14 protein-coding genes, 4 tRNA genes and 1 pseudogene are annotated in these 16495 nt (G+C 44.5%); 11 read left to right on the top strand and 8 right to left on the bottom strand.

Annotation, left to right across the window (positions count from 1 at the left end):
- Positions 1 to 75 precede the first annotated feature (75 nt).
- From MHN02_RS15465 to MHN02_RS15430, 8 genes are all read left to right on the top strand, one after another.
- Entirely contained in the window at positions 76 to 552 is a 477-nt protein-coding gene (locus MHN02_RS15465) for a low molecular weight protein-tyrosine-phosphatase (protein ID WP_239247216.1), read from the top strand.
- A gap of 57 nt (positions 553 to 609) precedes the next feature.
- The gene (locus tag MHN02_RS15460; protein ID WP_239247213.1) at positions 610 to 1587 is read left to right on the top strand and encodes an iron chelate uptake ABC transporter family permease subunit; all 978 of its coding nucleotides are present in this window, start codon (positions 610 to 612) and stop codon (positions 1585 to 1587) included.
- Between the two features lie 16 nt (positions 1588 to 1603).
- Complete coding sequence (locus tag MHN02_RS15455) at positions 1604 to 2554, top strand: ABC transporter ATP-binding protein (RefSeq protein ID WP_202940847.1); 951 nt, start codon at positions 1604 to 1606, stop codon at positions 2552 to 2554.
- A 178-nt stretch (positions 2555 to 2732) separates the two neighbouring features.
- Positions 2733 to 4076: a 3-deoxy-7-phosphoheptulonate synthase class II gene (locus tag MHN02_RS15450; protein ID WP_014978802.1), complete on the top strand. Its 1344-nt coding sequence runs from the start codon at positions 2733 to 2735 to the stop codon at positions 4074 to 4076.
- A 131-nt stretch (positions 4077 to 4207) separates the two neighbouring features.
- A complete protein-coding gene (locus MHN02_RS15445) occupies positions 4208 to 5206 on the top strand; it encodes a DUF4118 domain-containing protein (protein WP_156078139.1) in 999 nt (332 codons plus the stop codon).
- Between the two features lie 4 nt (positions 5207 to 5210).
- On the top strand, positions 5211 to 5906 hold the full coding sequence (locus MHN02_RS15440; protein WP_075176251.1) for a response regulator transcription factor: 696 nt from the start codon (positions 5211 to 5213) through the stop codon (positions 5904 to 5906).
- Positions 5906 to 6562, top strand: coding sequence for a TrkA family potassium uptake protein (locus MHN02_RS15435; protein WP_014948916.1), 657 nt, complete (start codon positions 5906 to 5908; stop codon positions 6560 to 6562). The genes MHN02_RS15440 and MHN02_RS15435 overlap by 1 nt, the downstream gene beginning before the upstream one ends.
- Positions 6559 to 7923 carry a TrkH family potassium uptake protein gene (locus MHN02_RS15430; protein ID WP_239220154.1) on the top strand — a complete coding sequence of 455 codons (1365 nt, stop codon included), beginning with the start codon at positions 6559 to 6561 and terminating at the stop codon, positions 7921 to 7923. The genes MHN02_RS15435 and MHN02_RS15430 overlap by 4 nt, the downstream gene beginning before the upstream one ends.
- On the opposite strand, the gene MHN02_RS15425 is transcribed toward MHN02_RS15430, so the two are convergent.
- The 3 genes from MHN02_RS15425 to MHN02_RS15415 form a co-directional block, all read right to left on the bottom strand.
- The gene (locus MHN02_RS15425; protein WP_061094648.1) at positions 7920 to 8243 is read right to left on the bottom strand and encodes a hypothetical protein; all 324 of its coding nucleotides are present in this window, start codon (positions 8241 to 8243) and stop codon (positions 7920 to 7922) included. The genes MHN02_RS15430 and MHN02_RS15425 overlap by 4 nt on opposite strands.
- A 65-nt stretch (positions 8244 to 8308) precedes the next feature.
- Positions 8309 to 8524 carry a DUF3820 family protein gene (locus tag MHN02_RS15420; protein ID WP_014948919.1) on the bottom strand — a complete coding sequence of 72 codons (216 nt, stop codon included), beginning with the start codon at positions 8522 to 8524 and terminating at the stop codon, positions 8309 to 8311.
- Positions 8525 to 10345, bottom strand: a complete 1821-nt coding sequence (locus tag MHN02_RS15415; protein WP_069944013.1) for an ABC transporter ATP-binding protein/permease — start codon at positions 10343 to 10345, stop codon at positions 8525 to 8527.
- A gap of 324 nt (positions 10346 to 10669) precedes the next feature.
- Here MHN02_RS15415 and moaA point away from each other — a divergent pair, with 324 nt between their 5' ends.
- Both moaA and MHN02_RS15405 read left to right on the top strand, forming a co-directional pair.
- Complete coding sequence (gene moaA, locus MHN02_RS15410) at positions 10670 to 11638, top strand: GTP 3',8-cyclase MoaA (RefSeq protein WP_069944014.1); 969 nt, start codon at positions 10670 to 10672, stop codon at positions 11636 to 11638.
- 128 nt (positions 11639 to 11766) lie between these two features.
- Positions 11767 to 12294, top strand: coding sequence for a GNAT family N-acetyltransferase (locus MHN02_RS15405; RefSeq protein WP_014948922.1), 528 nt, complete (start codon positions 11767 to 11769; stop codon positions 12292 to 12294).
- Positions 12295 to 12339: 45 nt separating this feature from the next.
- Here MHN02_RS15405 and MHN02_RS15400 read toward each other — a convergent pair whose 3' ends face one another.
- The 5 genes from MHN02_RS15400 to MHN02_RS15380 form a co-directional block, all read right to left on the bottom strand.
- Positions 12340 to 13962 carry a response regulator gene (locus MHN02_RS15400; protein ID WP_239247210.1) on the bottom strand — a complete coding sequence of 541 codons (1623 nt, stop codon included), beginning with the start codon at positions 13960 to 13962 and terminating at the stop codon, positions 12340 to 12342.
- A gap of 244 nt (positions 13963 to 14206) precedes the next feature.
- Positions 14207 to 14282 (bottom strand) — tRNA-Val (locus MHN02_RS15395).
- 37 nt (positions 14283 to 14319) lie between these two features.
- A tRNA-Val gene (locus MHN02_RS15390) sits at positions 14320 to 14395 on the bottom strand.
- Between the two features lie 37 nt (positions 14396 to 14432).
- Positions 14433 to 14508 (bottom strand) — tRNA-Val (locus tag MHN02_RS15385).
- Between the two features lie 38 nt (positions 14509 to 14546).
- Positions 14547 to 14622 (bottom strand) — tRNA-Val (locus tag MHN02_RS15380).
- Between the two features lie 680 nt (positions 14623 to 15302).
- On the opposite strand from MHN02_RS15380, the pseudogene MHN02_RS15375 reads away from it, so the two are divergent.
- Positions 15303 to 16465: pseudogene (locus MHN02_RS15375) on the top strand (IS256 family transposase).
- The last annotated feature ends 30 nt before the right edge of the window (positions 16466 to 16495 follow it).

Here is a 16495-nt window from a genome sequence, read left to right as displayed (position 1 = left end):
CTGACGGCGTATCATACGTGAAACTAGGCATAAAGTTTAGTCGCGCTCCGTCACTGCGTTGAAATAGGATTTTGAATGAAACAATCTACATCGGTGTTGTTCGTGTGTTTGGGTAATATTTGTCGTTCTCCAACCGCAGAAGCCGTGTTCAAACACAAGGCTGCACAAGCCGGATTAAATATTGAAATTGACTCAGCGGGAACCCACGGCTATCACATTGGTAACCCGCCCGATAAGCGTTCGCAAGCCGCAGGCGTAGAACGTGGCTACAGTTTCAAAGGGCTAAAATGCCGACGTGTGGATGAACGCGACTTTGAGCGATTTGATTTCATTCTTGCCATGGATAACAGCAACCTTGCTAATTTGCACGGTATGTCGCCTAGCCAGTACCACGATAAAATTAAGCTGTTTCTTGATTTTGCAAATGCAGACGATAAAGAAGTACCTGATCCATATTATGGCGGCAAGCGCGGCTTTGAGCTGGTGTTGGATCTTATCGAAGAAGCGTCGGACGGTTTGATTGCGCATATTAAACAAACCCAACAACAATAAACGCAAATCATATTGATAAACCATCTCGAAAGCCCACGTTGAGAACCCGTATTGACAATGACAGGAACTAAATGCACCGCCGTCACTTTGGTTGTAATAACAGTACTTTTGTCACTCGTCATAGGTGTGGTAGGGGTTGTTGGCGTGACAGGGCTGTCTGATACAGCGGCTGAACTAAAACAGCATATTATTGTTCAGCTTCAAATACCGCTTATTCTCACTGCGTGTTTAGTAGGGGCGGCACTGTCTACAAGTGGCGCTACCTTGCAAGTAGTGTTGCGAAATCCCCTGGCAGATCCGGGAATTATTGGCATTACGAGTGGCGCAAGCTTGGTTGCTGCGCTTTTGCTATTGCTAACCCCACAATGGGCTACAGCGTACCTACACTATTTGCTGCCTTTGGGATGTTTTATTGGTGCGTTGTTATCTACATTTATTATCTACCGCTTAGCAAGAAAACTGCTGGGTTCCTCTACGGCTGTTATTCTAGCGGGTATTGCCATCTCTACCCTTAGCGGCGCCGTTATAGCGTGGCTTTACATGTTCAGCGACGCTAATGCCCTGCGCAATCTTACTTTCTGGTTAATGGGCAGCTTGTACCAAACTAACTGGTTAATTTTGTCAGTGGGCGGCCCGTTAATCGCTGTTGCTGTCGCATTACAGCTTTATTTCGCCGGCGATTTAAACAAGCTCTATGCTGGTGAACTTGCAGCAAAAAGCAGTGGTGTGGATGTGGAGAAACTCACTGAGCGCGCACTCATTGTCTGCGCTATTGCTGTAGGCACTGCGGTGTCTATGGCAGGCTCTATTGCTTTTGTTGGCTTATTAGTACCGCATATCTTACGTTTGATCATCGGGCATAATAATCGCTATTTGTTGCCGTTAAGTGCATTAAGTGGTGCAAGCCTGCTGATGCTGGTTGCGTTAAGCTCTGAAATGACCCGTGCCATTACGCTTCCGGTGTCTATGGTAACAGCTACGTTAGGCGGTCCATTATTAATTTGGGCATTAGCAAAAGGTCAAATAAAAGGGTAGTGAAGGGGGAAATGAAATGACGACAAACAATAGTACTACCCACCAACGCCCAGTTTCGACCAGCGATGTAAAAATAAATACAAGTGGCCATGCCGCACTTGGTGTTAACACAAAGCAAAACAGCAGCAAAAATGGTGTAGGAGAAAGTCCAAGCGAAGCGGATAGCAATAGCCCAGCGAATAGCCATAACCTAGCAGATAGTCGTACCGTTTTAAGCTTACAGAATGTAAAAGTAGCATCGCGACTTTCGGTGGAAGGTTTACGTGCAAAAAAAGGCGAGTGCGTTCACATTATAGGGCCAAATGGGGCAGGGAAATCAACGCTGTTGCTTACCCTTGCGGGCCTTATTGACGCTGATGAGGGCACCGTCATGCTGCTAGGTAAACCAATGAACGATTGGTCGCTGGCAACACTTGCGAGTGTGCGCACCTTTTTAGCGCAACAAAGCGAAAGTGGTTTTCACTTGTCGGTAAAAGAGTACCTAAGCTTTTATGCAACAGCACAGCAAGATGTACTAATTCCTCCGGTTTTAGAAAAAGCACTCGAAATATCGGGTTTCTTGAACCAAATTGTCACCCAGCTTTCTGGCGGTGAGCGTCAGCGAGTAGAAATTTGTCGTTCGCTTTTGCAAATATGGCCGCAGTTAGAGCGCGGAGAGGGGGTTGTGCTTTTAGACGAGCCATTGCAAGGACTTGATATAAGACATCAATATGCACTGGCTAGTTTGGTAAAATTCCTTTGCGACAAAGGGAATACCCTACTTATGACGTCTCACGATATCGCGCTTAGTGCCAACTATTGCGATAGTTTATGGCTTATGCAAAAAGGTCGCATGGTAGCGTTCGGTAAGCCACAAGAGGTGGCCACGCAAACAAACTTAGAAAGTGTGTTTGAATGCCATTTTGCTATAAGCAAGCACGATAACTTTCTAGAAATTCAAGTTTGCGCACCTATTTCCCTAGAATAAATGTGGTAAAGTGCCCCCAGCATTTTTTTAGATTCACATTTTCACATTAGACTGATTAGAAAAAAGCGCTACAGACGCACTGTTAAGCGCGTTACAGTCTTTTTATTCGAAGCATCTAGCTTCAATAAATATTTTCAGTAAAACGTTTGCCCTACGTTTTTTATTCAGGAGAACACCGTTGAGTAATTGGCAAGTAGACAGTTGGAGAAATAAACCTATTCTTCAGCAACCAGAGTACGACGACAAAGTACGTTTAAAAGAAGTAGAGCAAACATTAAGTTCTTATCCACCGCTTGTATTTGCTGCTGAAGCCCGTGAGCTTAGACGCCAGCTAGGTGAAGTCAGCTTGGGTAAAGGCTTTCTTTTACAAGGCGGCGACTGTGCTGAGTCGTTTGACGAATTTAATGCGCCTAAAATTCGCGATACCTTTAAAGTTATTCTTCAAATGGCCATTGTGCTTACCTTTGCTGGTCGTTGTCCGGTAACTAAGGTTGCCCGTATGGCAGGCCAGTACGCCAAGCCGCGCTCATCAGATTTCGAAACCCGCGATGGCGTGACCTTGCCAAGCTATCGTGGTGATATCATCAACAACTTCGAATTTACCGAAGCGGCCCGTCGACCAGATCCTGACCGTTTGTTGGAAGCCTACCATCGCAGTGCGTCAACCCTGAATTTACTTCGCGCGTTCGCACAAGGTGGTTTGGCCGACCTTCATGAAGTTAACCGCTGGAACATGGCGTTCGTTGAAAACAATCCGCTTAAAGAGCGTTATTCTGATATGGCCAACCGTATTCAAGACACCCTTGAGTTTATGGATGTTATTGGTATTAACGCACAAACCAGTTCTACGCTGCACGAGACTTCACTGTTCACGTCGCATGAAGCATTGCTGTTGAACTATGAGCAGGCGCTAACACGCATCGATACCCTTACCGGTAAGCCTTACGATTGTTCGGCTCACATGGTGTGGATTGGCGAGCGTACCCGTCAACTTGACCATGCGCACGTTGAGTTTTTCCGTGGCATTCACAACCCAATTGGTGTGAAAGTGGGGCCAAGCATGCAAGAAGACGAGCTTATTCGTTTGATTGATGCGCTTAACCCGCTAAACGATCCAGGTCGTTTAACGCTAATTACGCGTATGGGCGCCGATAATTTAGCCGACAATTTGCCACGCTTATTGCGTAAAGTGAAAGCTGAAGGCAGACACGTTGTGTGGAGTTCTGACCCGATGCACGGCAATACGTTCTCGGCATCGAGCGGCTATAAAACCCGTAACTTCGATGCAATTTTGAAAGAAATTAAGCAGTTCTTCCAAGCTCACGAAGCAGAAGGTACTCACGCAGGTGGTATTCACCTTGAAATGACCGGTCAGCACGTAACGGAGTGTACAGGCGGTGCTTATGAAATTAGCGATGAAGACTTAGCGCAAGCCTACAAAACGCAATGCGACCCGCGCTTAAATGCAGACCAAGTACTTGAAATGGCATTCTTGGTGGCTGATCATTTGCGTAATGCTTAAAGTGACCAACATCGCATTGGCAAGTTGAAGAAACGGCATCATTGAGATGCCGTTTTTTTTACCTAAATTTTACGCGTATATTTGAGGTTAGGTTGATATGCTCATTGTGTTGAAGTAAACACGATTGACCTATGACCCAATTTAAACACGGTTTCTATACACTCTTTATTATGGCTGTGGCTATTTTAGGGTGTTTAGCACTTAGTAACTGGTTACTGCCGCTTGGCGGTATTCTGCTCATTCTACAGCTCGCGTGTGCCATTGTGGCGTTAACGACCTCAAGGTTTTACGGCTTGCTTGCAGGGGTAGCCGGAGCACTGAGCTTTAATTACTTTTTCACCGAGCCTTTGCACTCATTTCAAATTGCAGAAGTTGAAGACAGCATAAATTTTGTCGTTTTCATCATTGTAGCCATCCTCATTAGCGAGCTTGCTGTCTACGTCAATTCTCAACAACATGCACTACAGGTTGTTAAAACACAATCTAGTGTCCTTCGATCTGTGTCCCACGATTTGCGTACGCCGCTCTCTACCATTATCGGTTCTGTTGAAACCTATATGACATATCAAGACAAGCTTGATGACATTGAGAGACAGGCACTGTTAAAAGGGGTTCACGATGAAGGTAAACGCCTTTATGTTTACGTTGAGAACCTGCTTCAAGCCACACGAATTGAGCATAACGCGTTAGCGCTAAATTTAACCCATGTAAACCTGACTGCCTTTTTAGCTAACCTTGAAAGTCGTATTAACAGTGGTCGACTAAAAGTGATCAACAACAGTGACAGTCGCGGTATAACTGTGTCTGAATCACTGTTTGAACAAGCTTTATTTAACGTAATTGATAATGCCCTTAAATTCAGCGATGACAGTGTATTGCTGATGGTTAGCCACTCTGATGGAGAGTTTAAGTTTCAAATAGCCGATAAAGGCGAAGGGATCAGCGATGAACAGCTACAAGCGCCAATACAGCTTTTTCAAACCAGTCGTCGCAGCGATAGTGGAAAAGGCGGCATTGGCTTAGGACTAAGCGTAGCAGCAGGCATAGTTCACGCCCATAGTGGTGCTATCAAGCTGTCGAATACCACACCAGGCCTTCTCGTCAGTATTACAATTCCAAAAAGGGATTAGCGCAATGAGCCACACCATTCTACTTGTTGAAGATGATGCGAATATTCGTCAGATGCTGAGCATTGCGCTAGGTGCAGAAGGCTACCTTTGTGTAGAAGCTGCTTCGGTTCGAGAAGCTTTGTCATTGTTTAATCAGCACCGTCCTGACCTTGTCATACTCGATTTAGGGTTACCTGATGGTGAGGGGAGTGAAGTACTTAAACGCATAAGAGAATCTAGTCGCCTGCCAGTGCTCGTGTTGTCTGCAAGAGATCAGGAGTTAGACAAGGTCGACCTGTTGTCCCGGGGGGCCAATGATTATGTTAGCAAGCCTTTTGGGATCAGAGAGCTTGTCACCCGGGTGAAAGTACTGCTTAGAGACTTCAATCCTGTGGTTGAGCCCACAACGCCCACACGACAGATTGGCAAGATAGCATTGGATATTACCGAGCGACGGCTGCTCGTTGAAGGCGAAGTTATCGCGCTCGCCCCAAAAGAAGTTCAGCTTCTTGACGAGCTTACAAAACAGCCTGGGGCGTTTGTTAGTCAGCAAGAATTGTTAAGAAGAATATGGGGTCTGCATCACAGTGAAGATACCCACTACATCCGCGTTCTTGTAAGACAGCTAAGAAAGAAGATAGATCCGTTCGAGAAAGATTTAATAGAGACAATGCCTAAACAAGGCTACCGAATAGCGGTTGATAAACCGGAGGCTAATTAATGTCGCACTTTAGTGTAATTGGGCTTGGCAAGTTTGGCTTAACGGCCAGTTTAGAGTTAATTCATATGGGACACACCGTTACAGGAATTGACCAAAGTGAAAAGCTGGTTGAACAGTATGCAGGTGAGTTTACACAGTGCGTTGTGTGTGATGCCAGTGATGAGCGTGCACTCAAGGAATTAAACTTGTGTCAGAGCGAAGCCGTGCTTGTTGCTATTGGCGAGGATATGCAAGCTAGCTTACTGTGTACGTTGGCACTAAAAAACTTGGGCGTAGCCAATATTTGGGTGAAAGCTAATAGCTCTGCTCACCACGCTATTTTATCCAAGCTGGGTGTGTCGAAAATTATTCATCCTGAAGAAGAGATGGGAGCAAGGGTGGCGCAAGCGCTTAACTACCCAATGGTGAATGACTACTTGGGTATAGGGCACGGCGTTTATATCGTTGATGTCATTTTGTCTGATCACTTTTCTTCACAGCGCTTAAAAGACGTGCTGTCCGTCGGTAAGGGGCAAGTCTCTTGTTTGTTAGTTAAGCGAGGTCACCAGCTACATCATAATCCATCGTTAGACTTTGAAGTTACTTCGAAAGATACCGTTATCCTCTGCGGCCATAGAGAGAACCTTGTTAAAATAGCGCCTAGGCTAGCACAATGAACAGATGGGATCCTAGCTACAGACCGATAGAGCGCTCGCCTAAAGGTATTAATAAAATTCAGGTAGGGCCGCCTCTTATTCTCTCTCTAAGCTTTGTGGCGGTGATTTTCTTAGGCACCGTTATCCTAAAATTACCAATGATGACTCATGAGCCCATCTCGTGGATCCAAAGCCTATTTACTTCCACATCGGCGGTGACAGTAACGGGTCTTGTGGTAGTCGATACCGGATCTGTTTTTACAACTGCTGGACAAGCGGTGATTGCGGTTTTAATTCAGCTGGGGGGCCTAGGGCTGATGACGTTTGCCATCGTCACGCTCATTGCCTTAGGAAGTAAAATCAGTTTCTTGCAGCAATCGGCAGTGAAGGAGGCGTTTAATCAAACAGATTTATCAACGCTTGTGTCTACAGCAAAGTCGGTACTGATTTTTGCCTTCTTCGTTGAGTTAGCGGGTTTTTGTATTCTGTCGGCCTACTGGATGCAGGAAAAAGGAGTAAGTGAAGCGTTATTTCACGCGTTTTTTTACACCATCTCTGCATTCAACAACGCAGGATTTGCATTAAGTGGGGATAGTCTTTCCGCCTATGTGGGAGACCCGATTATCAACATCACTATTTCTGCATTATTTATTATTGGTGGTCTCGGGTTCTCCGTTTGGATAGAGCTTCATAAAAAGCGCAGATGGCAACGCATCTCTGTGTATGCCAAGACAATGATATTGGGTACGCTAATTGTCAATGTAACCGCCTTTTTGCTTATCTTTGTTATTGAAAGTGATAATCCTGCAACCTTGGCGAACCTCGATACTCAAAGCGCATTATGGGCATCATGGTTTCAAGCTGTTACTCCAAGAACTGCCGGATTTAATACGCTGGATATAGCGTCGTTAGAAGATCCAACGACAGCATTAATGTTGTTGCTAATGTTTATCGGCGGGGGCTCAATGAGTACCGCAAGCGGTATAAAACTGATGACTTTCATCGTTTTGATCATTGCCGCATACAACTATATTCAGCGGGGAGCTGCGCCACGACTCTTTGGCAGAACAATTTCAAATGACACTATTAGCAAAGCGCTAGCGCTTACGATGATTTCCATAGGTATTACGTGGATAGCTATTTTTCTTTTATTAATGTCAGAAAAAGCTGACTTTTTGGATATCGTGTTCGAAGCGGTTTCTGCTCTTGGGACCGTGGGTCTTTCCAGAGGGCTAACTGGCGAGCTGTCAAACAGTGGTGAGTGGATCATTATCTTACTGATGTACGCGGGTAGATTAGGGCCTTTGACATTGGCTTATTTTATTGCCAGCCCTCGAATAAGCCGCATTAAATACCCAGAAGCTAAACTAGCAATTGGTTAACCTGCAAAAATAGCGGCTCGTTCATCTTCACTTAAAATACCGACGAAGATGGTTTCTCTTCTTAAGTTGGCTGTGCGCTCGTCGTCAGCCAAAAGAAGCGCCTTAAATACGTCTGGTTGATGGCGAGCCTCAATTATTCCTTTCCAAAGAAGGTAGCTTCCATAGCGCATCATTTTGTTGTGATAACGGGTTTCTAATGTTTTTTCGACTTCTTCAAATAGTTCTGGTTGCAACATCAGTTTGTCGGCAATGGCATTATGTATTTTTTTGATACGTTCGTTTACGTCACTTCGACGTTGCTTTCTGGGTCTTGCTAACATAAATCTTAGTGTGGTTAGAGTTTACTCATTTTGCCATTAGGGGACGCTGAGTCCCCGTGTGATTGCTAGTCGTCATTTAATAGCGGTTCTACAACAGACTCTAAGCCGTTTAGCTTAATTTCATACATTAAAGCGAGCTGTTCACCAAGCTTGTTTTCTGGAAAGCCTTGCTTGTGAAACCAGACCAAATAGGGTTCAGGTAAATGAAATAGGCGTCTTCCAGCGTATTTGCCAAAGGGCATCACTTGGTTAATAGCGGCTTTAATAAGCGTTGGGTCCATTTACTGATTACCTTTTGTCTTGGGATTTTCGTTGAGGTCTTCATCTTCACGTTGTTGTGCTTGCCATAGTGCTGCGTATTCACCACCTTGCTCAAGCAAATAAGTGTGTGTCCCTTCCTCTACAATGGTACCGTTTTTAAGTACAAGGATCTTGTCGGCATCAACAATTGTGGACAGTCTATGGGCGATGACTAAGCTGGTGTGTCCTTTAGCAGCGTCGCGAAGGGCCGCTAATATCGCACGTTCTGACGTGCTGTCTAACGAGCTGGTGGCTTCATCAAAAATCATGATTGGCGCGCCTTTAAGTAAGGCCCTTGCGATAGATACGCGCTGCTTTTCGCCACCAGAAAGTTTTAGGCCTCGCTCACCTACCGTTGTGTCTAGCTTTTCAGGTAGGCTTTCTACAAATGCTTCAAGATGCGCGAGTTTGATAACTTGCCTAATGTCTTCATCGCTGGCATCAGGGTTACCATAGCGAATGTTCTCCAGCAAGGTAGTGTTAAACAGCACCGTATCCTGAGGGACAATGCCGATATGTGAACGCAGACTTTGTTGCGTAACCGATGTGATGTCTTTTCCATTTATCGTGATGTCGCCCTGTTGAGGCTCATAAAACCGAAAGAGTAGTTTCATCAGCGTTGATTTTCCCGCGCCGCTTTCACCCACTACCGCTACTTTTGAGCCTGGCGGTACATCAAAGCTTAAGCCGTTAAGTATTTGTCGTTTCTCAGTATATGCAAAATGGACATTGTTAAATCGCAGTGCGGGGTTCGCACAGGTTAATTCCGTAGCGTCGTGGGCATCTTTTATGGCCGGAGTTTGAGCGAGAAGGTCAAACAGTTTATCGATATTCGCAAGGCTCCCTCGAATTTCACGGTACACAAACCCCAAGAAGTTTAAGGGCATAAAAATTTGCATGGTGAAGGCGTTTATCAATACAAAGTCACCTATGGTCATCTCGCCATTCATGACGCCAAAGGCAGCGTTTGCCATCATAGATGTCATGGCGATAGCGATAATGGCAGCTTGGCCGCCATTCAATGCAAATAGCGACAAGCGGTTTTTTCTTCGTGCCTTTTCCCATGCAGCTAAATCCGTGTCGTAGCGATTGGCTTCAAAGGATTCGTTGTTAAAGTATTTAACGGTTTCAAAATTTAGCAGGCTGTCTACCGCCCGGGAATTGGTGGTCGAGTCAGCTTCATTCATCTGAGTAACAAAGCGAGTGCGCCAATCCGTGGCTTTCATCGAAAAGCCAATGTAAGCCACCACGCTAACTACAATAATTAACGCGAAAGATACGCCAAACTGAAACAAGAGTAAGCCTACAACAAGAGTGATCTCTAACAGGGTAGGAACAATATTAAACACCATAAAACGCATGAGGAAGCTTACGCCGTTGGTACCGCGCTCTATATCTCGTGACAATCCGCCTGTGCGTCGATTTAAATGAAAGCCCAAGTCTAAGTTGTGCAAATGTTTAAAGACTTTTAGGCCAAGGCGGCGCATGGCACGCTCTGTAACCCGACCAAATAGCGTGTCGCGTACTTCGCCGAGCAAAACATTCAGTAAACGCAGTGTTCCGTAGGCAACGATAAGGCTGATAGGTACCGCTAATGCAAGCGTGGTTAGGTCGCCATTTAAGCTATCGACGGTGTATTTCAATACATAGGGTAGGCCGATGCTGGCAAGCTTTGCTGCTACTAGGCAGAGTAGAGCAAGAAATACACGGTGCTTGAACTCTAGGAGATAAGGCCAAAGCTGTGAGAGAACGTGCCATTTAACAGGTTCGTCGACATTGGTAGGAAAACGGTTTTTTCTCATTTTATAGTGTGCTTTATTATTGTGTTTACAGTGTTATGAACGCGCTGATTTAAAAAATCGCTTTTCGTAAACGTTGTAATAGATATTGAGCTAACCTGCTCGTGTAGGGCGATTTTCGCTTTTTGAAGTACGTTTTGAAATAGGCTAGAGATTAAAATGGTCTTATTTATAGCGATGAATGTGTTTAATTTTGGTTTCTCCGCGCGTACACTAGAGGTAGTTTAATTTAGTTACCTTGTTATTCACTCAATGTTTTACTGGCTTTTGTTAGATTGAGAAAGCCGTGAATTGAATGACTAAGCAGCACAGGATTAAGGAGTTAGTTTGTTAGAAGATAGTTTCGGTAGACAGTTTCATTATTTACGTTTGTCAGTGACCGAAGCGTGCAACTTTCGTTGTCAGTACTGTTTGCCAGACGGATATGAAGGCCCGACGAGCGATCAGTTTATGACGCTAAACGAAATTGATACCTTGCTCAAAGCGTTCGCTAAGCTAGGTACGTCGAAAGTGCGCCTAACAGGCGGCGAACCAACGCTGCGAAGAGACTTTCTTGATATTTTACGGCTAACAAGTAATACGCCTGGTATCGAACGTGTAGCGATGACAACACATGGAGCGCGAATGGAAAAGTTTGCGCATCAGTGGAAAGAAGCAGGGTTACACCAAGTAAATGTAAGTATTGACAGTTTAGATCCCCGTCAGTTTGCCGCTATAACAGGACAAGACAAGCTTAAAGCTGTACTTCGAGGGTTAGACGCAGCGATTGATGCCGGCTTAGACGTGAAAGTGAACTCTGTCTTACTCAACGATTTTTCAGATAGCCGTCTTCATAGGTTTCTTGCTTGGCTAAAAGATATGCCAGTAACGCTCCGGTTTATAGAGCTAATGGAGACAGGCAACTTAAATCAGTTTTTCAATAAGCAACATCAAAGTGGTACGCCGCTAAAAAGTACGTTGTTAGACATGGGCTGGCAGCCTTTGTTGCGTAGAAAAGATGCGGGGCCAGCGCAAGAGTTTTACCACCCTGACTATGCCGGTAAAATTGGCTTAATCATGCCTTACAGCAAAGATTTTTGTAAAACTTGTAATCGACTACGTGTTTCTGCCCCAGGAAAGCTTCACCTATGCTTGTTTAGTGAAAATGGGATAGACATGAGACATCTTCTTGCCACTGGAAATGTGGATGAAGTGGTCGCTTTTTTACAAGATGTGCTGGGTCAAAAACACGAAACACACTATTTGCATGAAGGTAAAACAGGGGCAACCAAGCACCTTGCCATGCTGGGAGGCTAGTTAATTGGCTCTACGTTAAAGGAAAATGTAGGGCAAAATAAATACATCGAATAAGTTTGGTTTGTTGTAAAAATGAGCTATATTCAGCGGTGTAAGTATATTAAAAATAATAACGATAAAGGAAGTATATGCATATCAAGGACAGTGCGCGTCTTTCCTACCATTATATCACCGAACAAGACGCAGACTTTTTATGGGAGCTCGACCAAGATGAGCTTGTCATGAAATATATCAACGGTGGCAAGAAGTCTTCTAAGGAAGATATTCGGGAAATCTTTGTTCCTCGTTTCCAAGCCTATTCCAATCCAGCTCTAGGGTGGGGACTGTGGCGCGTGGAAACGCTAGTCGAAAAGGAAAGCATTGGTTGGATTTTAGTTCGACCCTTTGGCTTTTTTACTCAACACCCCGAAAGTGACAATATGGAACTAGGATGGCGTTTTAAGCGCCATACGTGGGGCAAGGGCTACGCAACAGAGGCTGCGGAGTCTGTTAAAGAAGCGCTGTATGATATAGGTGTTGAAAAATTCTCTGCTATTGCTAACCCGCAAAATAGTGCGTCTATCAATATTATGAAAAAGCTAGGGATGACGTTTAGTCACGAGCTTGAGTATAAAGACAAACTCTATCACGAGACAGTAGTCGTCTACTCTAATTAAGTAATCGTATTGGTATAAGAAGGGCGAGGGGAATGACTGACGTTATCATTCGCTCTTTAGAATGCTTTTTACGTTCTCGTAGCGAGAATACTGATCTTCTGACAAAGCTGCCGACTCGAGTGTTTCTCTACATTTTTTGATGGCCGAAAGGGTGTCGGGAAGCATAGGCGCGTTAGCTTTTCGGGCCCTTACTATTGCTTGAAGGTAGTTAAGCGCAATAGAGGGATTTTTAGGCATGACGCGGAACGCTTGAGCAAATGTTGTGTAAGACTGCTCTAAATTACCCCGTTTATACTGTGCAACGGCGGTGTTGTTAAGTATTTTAGGGCTTAGCGTAATCGCTTCTTTTTCTTCTTTCTCTTGTTTTAAATAGGTGGCCATGAGGTTTAATTCATCGTTCTCCTCATCCTGCCTTGAGGAAATGGCGTCTAAAATCGCAAGGGACTCTTTCTTCATTCCTACTTCATGAAGGGCTTTGGCTCTATCAAGCAAGGCTTCTGTGGAGTGGTGTTGGGCATGATCAATGTGAAAATCTGACAACAGCATTTGTGCTTTCACTGTGTCGTCTTTCAAATAATGAAGACGCGCGTCAATCACCGTCAGCTCATCGTTTAAGGCTGCTTTCGGGTGAGCCTTTTTCAACTGTCGCAAATACTCATTAGTTTGTTTAACTATGCTGTTTACGTGTTCGGGCTCAGATGTCATAGCAAAATCAACACCCGCTCTTGCGGCAGTTAAATAAATATCTGGCTTGTCATGGATAGAGTCTTTCGCGTAGCGGACCACCTTTTTAGCGCTGTTAAACTGACTTTCGTAATCATGGGTGATCCGCGCTAAATTTATCGCTAACTTATGTCTAGCAATGTTTTGAGGTGAGATATTGCACGCCAGCGATGTACACTCCAGCGCTTCGTCAAAAGCTAACTGCTTAATTTGCAGTTTGGCGAGTAAATCATAGGCCTCAAGCGCAGAGTCAGGTCGCATTGCTAACTGGATAACTTCTCTTTCGGCATCGTCCAATTCATTGAGCGCCAACAGACTCTTCGCGATCCCCATTTTTGCCCAGCTAAAATCTTGAACGTTAATTATCGATTCAAAGAAGGCTACGGCTTCTTGAAACCTTTCTGTGATAATCAACAAATCGCCTTTAATCTTCATCGCTAGCGGAAAGTGTTCGGCTTGCTCAGGCTGCAATAGAAAGAACTCAACCTCGGCCAGGGCTTTTTCGTAGTCCTTTTTATCCATGAATGAATAGATATTCTTTAGCGCTTTTTTCCTTGATAAAACCCTGGAAAGTCGCCTGTCTAACTCGTTAACCGAAAAGGGCTTAGCGATAAACTCATCCGGCTGTAACTCTATGATGGCGTGTACGACTTCTGCTGAGGTATCTGCACTGGTGAAGATGAATGCGCTGGTGAGGGGTAGTGATTGAGTTTCGTTTAGTTGCTCAAGTAAAAAATAACCGCCTTGTTCAGAGCGCAAATTATAAGAGCAGATAATGGCGTCATAATCATGTTCTTGTAGTGCCGAAAGGGCATGAGAGGGCCTATCAACATAGTTCATGTTCTTGAAACCTAACTGCTCAAGTGCATAGTGCATATGGCTTTTCGCCAGCACCTGGTCTTCAGCAATTAACAACTTAGTATTTCTAGCTAAGTGTAGTTTCATCAATTAGTAGCCTCTGAAACATGAGAACCCTTATTTTTCTTACCATATCACGGTAAGTACACCTTAAGTATAGTTCTTTATGGAGACTATCGCATAATGGAAGCTGCTCGTAGCTGAATTTCAGTACTGGTTATTGATAATGATTGCTGGATTTGGTGTAGGAGTAGCCAAAATGCTTTAACGTGACAACGACTAAGACATAGTTAAATTGTTGTGTTTCTAAAGATTGATATATTGAGAGGGATGGTGGACGCTACTGGGCTTGAACCAGTGACCCTCGCCTTGTAAGGGCGATGCTCTCCCAACTGAGCTAAGCGTCCGTATTTTTGATTTCACTGTTTAACCACGGTGAGGAAGTGGTGGACGCTACTGGGCTTGAACCAGTGACCCTCGCCTTGTAAGGGCGATGCTCTCCCAACTGAGCTAAGCGTCCATATTTTTGATTTCACTGTTTAACCACGGCGAGGAAGTGGTGGACGCTACTGGGCTTGAACCAGTGACCCTCGCCTTGTAAGGGCGATGCTCTCCCAACTGAGCTAAGCGTCCATATTTTTTGATTTCACTGTTTAACCACGGTGAAGAAGTGGTGGACGCTACTGGGCTTGAACCAGTGACCCTCGCCTTGTAAGGGCGATGCTCTCCCAACTGAGCTAAGCGTCCATATTTCTTTAAAGCTTGCCTAAGCAAGTGGGGCGGTATTATAGAGTCGGTTCCGTTAGTGTCAACAATAAAATTAAAGAAAAATGACTGTGTGCCCGAATTTTAGACACTCTGGCTGCATCTTAACTAAATTGATGAAAAGAACAGCGTTTTTAATCGCATTCTGAATTCATTGATAAACAAAAACTGCAGCGTGGTTTTTTTCGAATCGGTTGGAATTGGACAGACACTTGCTTCTTACTAAGAGTTGAAACGGGAGCTTGGGTGGACAGACACTTGTTTTTTACTAGAAGTTGAAATGGAGGTTGGGTGTAATTGAAGTGGACAGTTACTTATTTACCACAAACATATAATTAAATTGGCTTCGCACAATGGACACACACTCATTTTTTAAAAGAAGAAGTGGCAAACAAGGACAAAGTGCAAGCGCAAAGTGGACACCCACTTATTTTTTCGTAGCTTAACGCTAGTAAAACTAACACAAATAAAAGTGGTGCTTACTTTATTCTTGAAGTATCAATTGAATTACCAAGTGGACAGTCACTTAAAAAACACGCAACGAAAAAACAAAGGAGAGAAGGAGAAAGGACAGACACTCACGTAAACCGAGACTGTAACTAATTTTGTGTAACTGCCTATCTCAATTTACTCTATAGAGAGTTAAGGATAGGCAGATGAACATGAACAAAAAAGAGCTTGAAGCTTTCGCAAAGGAAGCGGCCAAGGGAATTAAAACTCCTGAGGACTTAAACGAATTTAGTCAGATGTTGAAGAAAATCACCGTGGAAGCGGCATTGAACGCAGAAATGGATGAGCCGGTAAGAGCAGTAAGCGAGTTAAAACCGAAGATGGTGAGTTTGAACTCGATACACCTCGTGACCGTGAAGGCTCCTTTGAACCTAAACTCGTTAAAAAACATCAGTCTCGCTTTACGTCAATGGACGATAAAATCCTCTGGCTTTATGCACAGGGCATGAGTACTCGTGAAATCGTCAATGCGTTTGATGAATGGTACGGTGCTGAGATATCGCCAACATTGGTTTCTCGCGTCACTAATGCGGTTATCGAGCAAGTGGTCGAGTGGCAGTCACGCCCGTTAGATGCTATTTACCCCATCGTTTACCTCGACTGTATCGTGGTGAAAGTACGCCAAGATAAACGCATCATCAACAAATCTATCTTCCTGGCCTTGGGCATCAATACCGAAGGCCACAAAGAGTTGATGGGCATGTGGATTGCCGAGAATGAAGGCGCTAAGTTCTGGCTAAACGTGCTAACCGAACTTCAGCAGCGCGGCGTAGAAGACATCCTTATTGCTTGTGTAGATGGTCTGAAAGGCTTCCCTGATGCGATTAATGCTGTGTTCCCACAAACACATATTCAACTCTGTATCGTTCACATGGTGCGTAACTCACTGAAATACGTGTCATGGAAGGACTATAAAGCTGTCACAGCGGATTTAAAGCGCATATACCGCTCAGCAACAGAAGATGAAGCTCTGCTTGAACTAGAACGGTTTGCTGAAACATGGGACGGCCAGTACCCTCAAATTAGCAAGTCATGGCGCACGCACTGGCATAATCTCAACACCTTGTTCAATTACCCTGAGGACATCCGCAAGGCGATTTACACCACTAACGCCATTGAATCTCTGAACAGCGTTATCCGCAAAGCTATTAAAAAGCGGAAAATCTTCCCCAGCGATGATTCAGCAAGAAAAATGGTGTATCTAGCAATAAAAGACGCCAGTAAAAAATGGTCGATGCCGATTCAAAACTGGCGTCAGGCGATGAGTCGATTTATTATCGAGTTCGAGGAACGCCTCGAAAAGCATATTAACTAATGGCAGTTACACAGAATCTGTTACAGGCTC

It is taken from the genome of Alteromonas sp. CNT1-28, from assembly GCF_022348345.1.
GTDB lineage: Bacteria > Pseudomonadota > Gammaproteobacteria > Enterobacterales > Alteromonadaceae > Alteromonas > Alteromonas macleodii.
The sequence above is the reverse complement of the archived record's forward strand: the minus strand, read 5'-3'. Positions and strand labels throughout refer to the sequence as shown.